This window comes from Actinomycetota bacterium (assembly GCA_040755895.1).
In the GTDB taxonomy this organism is placed as follows: domain Bacteria; phylum Actinomycetota; class Aquicultoria; order Subteraquimicrobiales; family Subteraquimicrobiaceae; genus Subteraquimicrobium.
The window spans coordinates 1-6489 of sequence record JBFMAG010000133.1; the positions used below are offsets into that span (position 1 = coordinate 1).

Below are 6489 nucleotides of genomic sequence, written 5' to 3' on the forward strand. Positions count from 1 at the left end.
TGGTGGTCCAAATGAGCACAAATTTGGACTTTTTATGACGACCTAATGGAGCAAAATCGCCCTTGATGGGAAACTTCACATAAATCGATGGAGATTTTTCCTCCGCATACTCGATCTCAGCCTCAGCTAGAGCGGTTTCACACCTATAACACCAATAAATGGGCTTCTTTCCCTTATAAATCAAACCTCGACCATAAAGCCTCCCAAATATCTCGATGTTGGTGGCTTCGTAGCTATAATCCAAGGTGAGGTAGGGATTTTTAAAGTCTCCACGCACTCCAAGACGTTTGAATTGTTCTCGCTGCCGGTTGACGTATTTTAAAGCATAGTTTTTACATCGCTCCCTCAACTGCATCCGGCTTATCTTGCTTCTCTCCACACCCAGTCTTTTCTCCACCTCGTGCTCGATGGGCTGCCCATGGCAATCCCAACCGGGCACGAAGGGGCAAAAGTATCCCCTCATGGACTTATATTTGACCACGATATCCTTGAGGACCTTGTTTAAAGTGTGTCCTAAATGGATATCCCCATTGGCGTAAGGTGGACCATCGTGCAGAATAAAGACGGGTCCATCCTTCGTTTGCTCCAAGATGAGTTTGTATATATCCACCCCTTCCCAAAACTTGAGTATCTCAGGCTCCCTCTGAGCCAGATTAGCCTTCATGGGAAATGCCGTCCTGGGAAGATTCAATGTTTCCTTGTAATCCACTTTTCCCGCACCTTTCATTTTTTGGTCTTTCACCTTCTCCGATGACACTTGTACTAATTCAATTGGTTAGCTCTGGAGCCAATATGGAAGACCCTCTCAGACGTCAAGGACGAGAGAGGGTCTTTACCTCGCGGTACCACCTTGCTTCCCCGATATTTTACACGGGACACTTAAGCTTGGCCACACCTGCCCGTCCGGCAGGCGGGCCTCTGGCTAGTAGCAATGCAACGGTTGCACCCGTCGGAGTCTACTCATCTCGTTCACAGTTCACAGAAAAGCTATGTAAAAGAAGGGTAAATAGTGAACAAATTTTCGGTCCGAAGCTCCGAGGTGATTTTCAATTAGCTTTCGATACCGAGCTTTCACCGTCCTCGGCTCGCTTTAAACTACCACTAATCTACTCGTCCTCTTCGCAGCCTTTAAACCATTATACTTCGATATTTTGGATTTTGATAAAAAGTAGCACAATGCCATTCCACTGTCAACCCAGGTAAACACTGAAACTTGCCTTATAGGTGTGCTACTCAACAGTAGTCAAACTTTCTTAAACCACTTTTAAATACTCTAATACGCCAAAAACATTCTTGGGAAGCTTTTTAAAGCATCTTTGTTCATGGTTTATCGTTGCACCATCTCATTCTAATTCCCTCTTCTTGAGTCCAAGTAAGACTGTCTTCGGAGAATTCCCTTTTCCTCCCCTAAAGCCACTTTTGGCGCCGGAACCAATAGAGCATTCCCAGCGCAATCAAAACCATAACCCCAAGCACAACAAAATAGCTATATCGCCACTCCAGCTCGGGCATGAACCGGAAATTCATTCCGTAGATTCCAACGATGAGAGTTAGGGGCATCATAATGGTTGCGATAATAGTCAGGGTTTTCATGATAACGTTCAGCCTATTAGAGATGGTTGAGAGATAAATCTCCATTGCGCCACTAATTATCTCGCGCAGGGTATCGATCAAATCGATAATTCTCACCAGGTGATCGTAGAGATCCTCGTAATAGGCTTCCACCGCCGGCTGTATAAAGGGAAGGTCGCGTCTGAGAATCGCGTTTACAATCTCTCGCTCTGGTGCACTGATTTTTCGAAGAGTGAGCATCTCTCGCTTGAGGGAAAAAAGCTTTCTCACCTGTGCCGGTGTCGGTTCACCAAACATCTCGTCCTCGAGAGCGTCGACCTCGTCGCTCAGCCTATCTATCAGAAGAAAATAGTTATCAACTGTAGTATCAAGGATGGTATAAACGATCATCCCAGTGCCTTGTTGGAATAGAGTTGCATCACGACTGCAGACGGAAAAGACTTGGTCAAGCACCTTGACATATCCTCTGTGAACCGAGACAAGATAATTGGTGCTAAAAACGAGGTATAAGCGGCTTAGTTCCCCCCTCTTTTCTCCGTCAATAGAGCACCAAAGTATAAAAGAAGAATCGGGAAAGTTTATGATCTTAGGTAGACTATAATCCCCTTCAATCTCGTCGATCGCCAGGGGGTGAACTTTCAACACTTCGGTGAGGAAATTATAGTCTTCCTCTTCCGGATCAATTATGTCCAGCCAGAAAACCTTGTCTTCCTTCAAATAAGAAGGTATCTTATCTATGGGAGGGGATTTCAATAGCCCGATCTTCGGCTCATAAACCAATAACCGCTTCAAATTTCACCTCATATATAAAGCGAACAAATATTCGCATATCATCTTAACCAAAATTCTAACCCAGCCAAAAATGTTTATCAACAAAAGTCTGAATACTCTCGTAGAACACGTTCTCGATTTGCATTGAGACCAGATTTTTATGCTGGGTTTCAATCCCTCATAGGTAGGCTCAAAACGAGTGCGAGGGATTTACAACAAGAGGAGAGGGAGGACTTTCAATCCCTCATAGGTAGGCTCAAAACATTTCGAGAAGCTTCCCTGGTATAACAAACTAATGACTTTCAATCCCTCATAGGTAGGCTCAAAACTCTAAAAGACTTTTATGGAAGTAAAGAGTTTCAATATATCTCTCTTCATAATTCAAAGCTAGGATATCTCTTGGATGTCGTTTTCCTTGCTTATCTGTTTCGGAGCCTTTTGTAATCTCTTTAAAATTTCCTCAATATCCCGGCTTCCCTTCTTCTTGGGCTCCTTTTTAGTCTCAGTCTCCTCTGCCATCTTTGCTTCCTCTGCGGCGCTTTCCTCCCCAGGCGGCTCAAAAACCAGGGTTTCGAGTTCTTCCCTGACTGCTTCCTCCTCAGCAAGTTCTTCCGCCCTCTCAGCAAGTTCCTCCACATGCTCCTCAGCAATCTCTTCCTCAGCGGCGGGAATCTCTTCGACTTCCTCACCTTTCAATTCCTTTTCAGCCTCAGCTATCATACTCAGGTAAGATTCTAGCATTGCCTTAAATCTCGCGCGAAACTCCTCCTCAGCCTGTTTTAAATTGCTATAGGTGACTTGGAGGTTTTGCTTCTCCTCTAGTATATCCTGGATCGTTGCCTTCGCCTTAAGTTCTGCATCTTTCACGATGAGCTCCGCTTCCTTCTTGGCGTTGGCTTGAACTTCCTCGGCCATCTTTTGAGCGGTAACGAGGGTTTTCTGAAGAGTCTGTTCAATGTTTTCGTATTGTGTCACCTTTTCCTGAAGTTTCTCAAGCTGCTCCTTCAACTCGATATTTTCCTTAAAGAGCCGCTCAAATTCCTCGGCTACTTCATCAAGGAATGCATCGACTTCCTCTTCATTGTAACCTCTTATTGCGCGTCGAAACTCTTTGTGGTGAATATCTAGGGGGGTTAATTTCATCTTCCTTCCTCCTTCTTTGAGATTTGCTTAAAGCACGAATTGGAATAGGATATTTAAAACCAACCTATGTATAAAATGTAATACTATGATGGCAATAATCGGTGATAAGTCAAGACCCATTCCACCCAGACTTACCAGGGGTAGCAATCGCCGAAATAATCTCAAGTAAGGTTCGGTGATATCATACACAAAACTCCTTATCCGCTCCGCAAATTCACTCGAAGAAAGTGGAATCCATGAAAAAATTATCCGAACGATGATTAACCAGAAGTAGACGGTGAATGAAAAATCAATGAACCGAATGACTGCTACCAGCCTTTTAACCTCCCAATTCCTGAGCGCGTTTGATCGCAGCTTCGATGGCTTTAAAGGTAGCCGCTCGCAAGCCTCCTTCTTCGAAAGCTTCCAGAGCGGCTATGGTTGTCCCTCCTGGTGACGCAACCATTTCCCTGAGCAATGCGGGATGTTTCCCAGTTTGTTTTAACATGGCTCCCGCTCCGATCAATGTTTCAACCACTAATTTGGTAGCTATCTCTCGAGTGAGTCCAAACCTAACACCCGCATCGATGAGAGCCTCCACGAAAAGATAGAAATATGCAGGACCGCTACCGCTGATGGCCGTTGCCTCATTCTGATACTTCTCATCTAATTGGATGGTCTCGCCGACTCCCGAAAAGAGCTTTGAAACCAAATCTATGCTCTCCCTTGTAGCATATCTACCGGGACTAGTCACGGAAATTCCGGCACCCACCAGAGCCGGGGAATTTGGCATAACTCGAACAAGGGGTATTTTTTTGTCCAGTTTATCGTAAATATGTTTAGTGCTTATCCCAGCAGCGATTGATATTAAAATCTGTTTTTCCTTAATTACCCGACTTATTTCCGTTAAAACACCATCTATCTGCTGGGGTTTCACGGCTAATATGACTACATCGGATTTTTCAAGAGCATTGATGTTATCTTTTGCCACCTCGACCTGATATTTCGCCTTAAGTTCAGAAAGCCTATCCTTCCTTATATCGCTCAAGATTATCTGACCGGGACTCAGGATACCTGATTTCAGGAAACCTTTGAGGAGAGCTTCACCCATCTGGCCAACACCAATTATTGCCACCCTCTTTTCCCTTGATATCCCCTTTGTTTCTTGTCCTTCCATAACAAATCCAATCATCAATGGATTTTACTTAAGATCAATAAGCGATCAGCGATTTATTTCGATTTTCGATTAGCAACAAGCGATGAGCAGTTAAAAATTTCCGAAAGTCGCTCGTCGAATATCGCTGACCAATTTAAGGTCACTGATGGCATTTCCTTGATTAATATTGATTAAAGAGTCCTCTCTCCTGCCATCTACGTTTTTCTGCCTCTGAGACCTCAACATTAATCGGGGTGAGCAAGAATACTTTTTCAGCAATCCTTTGCATTCCTCCATCCAATCCATAAGTTAGACCACTGGCGAAATCGATCAGCCGTTTTGACAGATCGGTATCCGCTAACTGCAGATTCACGATGACAGGGATGTTGGCCTTAAATTTATCGGCGATCTGTTGAGCATCGTTAAAACTTCTGGGTTCTACGATATGGACCTTCGTTTGAGGCATAGCAATGGCTCGCAGCGCTGCAGCACGCTGAGTTCTCTCGAGATCCGGAGAGCGATCGATCCTTCTTACAGAAGGTGGTGCTTGTTCATACAAATCCGTATAATCTTCCTCCTCCTCAAATTCCTCATATTCATCTTCCTCGGCCAATCCCAAATAGATGAGCGCTTTTCTTAACAGGTTTCTCATCATATACTCACCTCACCATTAATATTTGGATTGTATTACCTAATTACCTTTAAAAATACCGGTTCCAATTCTAACCATATTTGAACCTTCTTCTATGGCTATTTCAAAATCGTTGGTCATGCCCATCGATAGGTACTCCATTTCAACCCGAGGAAGATTTAATTCCTTCACATTCTCTCCAAGCTTTCTTAAGCGTCTGAAGACCGGTCTTGTTTCCTCAGTATCTTCTATCAAAGGAGCCAAAGTCATTAACCCTTTAACCACGATGTAATCGAGTTTTGCAATTTCTTTCATGAAGCTCACGAGTTTTTGAGGATCTATTCCAAATTTACTTTCCTCCCCGGAGACATTCACCTCCACCAATACCTTCTGAATCCTATTTGCTCTTTGAGCACGCTTCTGTATCTCTTGGGCTAGTCTCAAGCTATCAACGGATTGGATGAGCTCCACAAAATCTATAATGTACTTTACTTTATTCGTTTGCAAATGTCCAACGAAGTGCCATGTTGCCGCATTCCCCAGTTTTCCGAATTTTTCCCTCATCTCCTGAACTCTATTCTCTCCTATATCGGTTATCCCTGCCTCGATGGCTTGATTGATTTCTGAGACGGGGACATTCTTGGTCACGGCAACGAGTTTTATTTCCGCTGGATTACGACCTACCCTTGATGCGGCTTTTGCCATTCTATCTCTTATCGATCTTAAATTTTGGGCGATAACCAAACTCATACCTTAAACGTCCTTCAAAACTCAGCCAATATTACATGGGCGATGCTATCAGTGTGATCGCCTATTCTCTCCAAGTTCCTCAGAACATCCACGAACAATATCCCCGCCTTGGGTAGACAGATACCATCCTCAAGTCTCTTAATATGATCGACTTGAAGCTTTTTCTCAATATCATCGATTTCACTTTCTCCCTGTATCACTTTATAAGCTACCTCATTATCCTCATTTTTTAAAGCCACGACTACATCATCGTATACCTCTTTTACCTTGGAAAACATATATTGTAATTGCTCCATGGCTTTCGAAGAGAAAGGCAAATTCCGATTTATTTTATGTTCAGCTAACTGTGCAATATTATTGATGTGATCGGCTATTCTTTCGATTTCAGTTATGACGTGATTGAGTCCAGCCAACTTTCGGGATTGATCTTTAGTCAGAGGCTTTTGAGAAAGCTTCACCAAATAATCGCTAATCGCCAGGTATATTC

Annotated in this window: 8 protein-coding genes and 1 other annotated feature; all 8 genes read right to left on the bottom strand. The window is 43.6% G+C overall.

Features of this window, described 5'->3' with window-relative positions; genetic code table 11:
- A partial coding sequence (locus AB1466_06200) for a class I tRNA ligase family protein (GenBank protein MEW6189674.1) occupies positions 1-709 on the bottom strand: 709 nt, incomplete at its 3' end.
- Between the two features lie 102 nt (positions 710-811).
- Positions 812-1132: a binding site (T-box leader), on the bottom strand.
- A 275-nt stretch (positions 1133-1407) separates the two neighbouring features.
- Positions 1408-2364 carry a magnesium/cobalt transporter CorA gene (gene corA / locus AB1466_06205; protein MEW6189675.1) on the bottom strand — a complete coding sequence of 319 codons (957 nt, stop codon included), beginning with the start codon at positions 2362-2364 and terminating at the stop codon, positions 1408-1410.
- A gap of 366 nt (positions 2365-2730) precedes the next feature.
- A complete protein-coding gene (locus AB1466_06210; GenBank protein ID MEW6189676.1) occupies positions 2731-3486 on the bottom strand; it encodes a DivIVA domain-containing protein in 756 nt (251 codons plus the stop codon).
- Between the two features lie 27 nt (positions 3487-3513).
- Entirely contained in the window at positions 3514-3840 is a 327-nt protein-coding gene (locus AB1466_06215) for a YggT family protein (protein MEW6189677.1), read from the bottom strand.
- Positions 3806-4600, bottom strand: a complete 795-nt coding sequence (proC, locus tag AB1466_06220) for a pyrroline-5-carboxylate reductase (GenBank protein MEW6189678.1) — start codon at positions 4598-4600, stop codon at positions 3806-3808. The genes AB1466_06215 and proC overlap by 35 nt, the downstream gene beginning before the upstream one ends.
- A gap of 202 nt (positions 4601-4802) precedes the next feature.
- Positions 4803-5276: a cell division protein SepF gene (gene sepF / locus AB1466_06225; GenBank protein MEW6189679.1), complete on the bottom strand. Its 474-nt coding sequence runs from the start codon at positions 5274-5276 to the stop codon at positions 4803-4805.
- A gap of 36 nt (positions 5277-5312) precedes the next feature.
- Positions 5313-6002, bottom strand: a complete 690-nt coding sequence (locus AB1466_06230; protein ID MEW6189680.1) for a YggS family pyridoxal phosphate-dependent enzyme — start codon at positions 6000-6002, stop codon at positions 5313-5315.
- A gap of 14 nt (positions 6003-6016) precedes the next feature.
- On the bottom strand, positions 6017-6489 hold a 473-nt coding region (locus AB1466_06235), incomplete at its 5' end, for a PhoU domain-containing protein (GenBank protein MEW6189681.1).

What these genes read in the sequence shown, in the direction of transcription:
- AB1466_06210 (MEW6189676.1), bottom strand. Translation starts at nt 3,486, where the DNA reads ATGAAATTAACCCCCCTAGATATTCACCACAAAGAGTTTCGACGCGCA.
- sepF (MEW6189679.1), bottom strand. Translation starts at nt 5,276, where the DNA reads ATGATGAGAAACCTGTTAAGAAAAGCGCTCATCTATTTGGGATTGGCC.
- AB1466_06230 (MEW6189680.1), bottom strand. Translation starts at nt 6,002, where the DNA reads ATGAGTTTGGTTATCGCCCAAAATTTAAGATCGATAAGAGATAGAATG.